This window comes from Pseudanabaena sp. SR411 (assembly GCF_002251945.1).
Taxonomy (GTDB): Bacteria; Cyanobacteriota; Cyanobacteriia; order Pseudanabaenales; family Pseudanabaenaceae; genus Pseudanabaena.
The window spans coordinates 1-1,595 of record NZ_NDHW01000152.1 but is presented as its reverse complement, the minus strand read 5'-3'; the positions used below and the strand labels follow the sequence as shown (position 1 = coordinate 1,595).

3 protein-coding genes are annotated in these 1,595 nt (G+C 42.1%); all 3 read left to right on the top strand.

All coding sequences use genetic code 11. From position 1 onward, the window contains the following. Positions 1-149 precede the first annotated feature (149 nt). The gene (locus B9G53_RS15630; protein ID WP_254923677.1) at positions 150-413 is read left to right on the top strand and encodes a type II toxin-antitoxin system RelE/ParE family toxin; all 264 of its coding nucleotides are present in this window, start codon (positions 150-152) and stop codon (positions 411-413) included. 23 nt (positions 414-436) lie between these two features. After that, on the top strand, positions 437-589 hold the full coding sequence (locus B9G53_RS27465) for a hypothetical protein (RefSeq protein WP_176453235.1): 153 nt from the start codon (positions 437-439) through the stop codon (positions 587-589). A 107-nt stretch (positions 590-696) separates the two neighbouring features. Continuing rightward, positions 697-1,431, top strand: a complete 735-nt coding sequence (radC, locus tag B9G53_RS15625) for a DNA repair protein RadC (RefSeq protein ID WP_094533908.1) — start codon at positions 697-699, stop codon at positions 1,429-1,431. Positions 1,432-1,595: the final 164 nt, after the last annotated feature.

Here is a 1,595-nt window from a genome sequence, read left to right as displayed (position 1 = left end):
TTTAGTTTACTCTCAGGGACTCTCTCAAGTTGTTAATTTGTCTCCTCTTCGGCTTCATATTTTAAAGTTTTTTTCTCCCACCTGCCAACGCTATTATTTGCTCCCTGCACCTGTTTCGTAATTGTTTTTCTCATTCCATTACGAGCGGAATGTGGGTTCAATCTGACATACAGCCCATTATCGAACAGCTACAAAATGGGAACCTTATCGGCGATCAAATCTCTGGTCTAGACTTCACCATTTTTAAAGTCCGCGCCAAAAACAGTGATATTCCCACAGGAAAAAGCGGCGGTTATCGTGTTATCTATCAAGTAGTTTCACCTGAGCTAGTCTTGCTCTTACTCATCTATGCAAAATCAGATCAAGCAGACGTAAGTCTAGACGAGATTGAAGACGCTATTAGCAAGGCTTAGCTAAAAATGCCAACTTTGCCAATTTGTCACTAATTGTCATCTCTGAAAGACTAAATATTTCGGCGATCGCGATATTAGACAGCAATTTTGGTATTTATCATTGCGATCGCAAACAGCCATTCGAGAGAGAATTTTTAACTACGAATTACGAATTACGAGGAAATTGTAACTCGTAATTCGTAATTCGTAATAGATAAATCTTCCCCCCTTCGCAATTGATATTTTTGCTAACAATCGCGATAAAATGCAGAAAATATTCTTGCAATACTCGGTACGCATTTAAATGACATATTCTCTGCGAATTGTGGATATGGCTGAGAGCGATCGCCCCCGCGAAAGGTTACTCAGTCAAGGAGTTCGCAGTTTATCCAATGCAGAATTAATCGCAATTTTATTGGGGACAGGTCAGGGAGCAGGTAAACTTTCAGCAGTGGGCTTAGGACAACTAATCTTACAAACCATTGGTAAAGATCGCACTAGTGACCCTGTGGCAGCTTTGCAAACTGTCTCACCGCAAGAACTCATGCAAATAGAAGGTGTGGGACCTGCCAAAGCAACTGCCATCTTAGCGGCGATCGAGCTAGGTAAGAGAGCTCTCTATGCCAAGCCTCCAGACTTAACTGAAGTTACTGATCCATCGGTAGCTGCTGCTGCACTCAGCCAAGACCTAATGTGGCAACCGCAAGAACGTCTCGCTGTAGTGATGCTTGATAATAAAAATCGGATTATTGCCCAACGCATTATCACCATCGGCACAGCCACAGAAACCCTTGCCCATCCCCGTGATATTTTCCGTGAAGTTCTCAAAAGTGGCGCAGTGCGTTTGATCGTCGCGCACAATCATCCATCGGGTAACACAACACCCAGTCCCGAAGATATTACGCTCACTCGTCAGTTACTTGAAGCGGCAAGAATGCTTAGTATTCCGCTCTTAGATCATTTAATTTTAGGAAATGGAACCTTTTCGAGCGTTCGCGAAGTTTCGACATTATGGCAAGAAGTTCCCCAGTCAGAATAAAAAAGGAGCGCAAAGCGCTCCTTTTTTATTCTGTTACTCCCTTCCCGCTATAAGATCAGTGAATTAATGAAAAGATAAAATCCAGTGTTTTTCGTAATTGTATTTTTGAGAGAAATTGACTGGATTCAAAAAACTGCTCTAGCTGATTAGTGATATCTCCTAAT

Excerpts from the sequence above, each read along its gene's own strand:
- B9G53_RS15630 (WP_254923677.1), top strand. The coding sequence starts at position 150 with ATGTGGGTTCAATCTGACATACAGCCCATTATCGAACAGCTACAAAAT.
- radC (WP_094533908.1), top strand. The coding sequence starts at position 697 with ATGACATATTCTCTGCGAATTGTGGATATGGCTGAGAGCGATCGCCCC.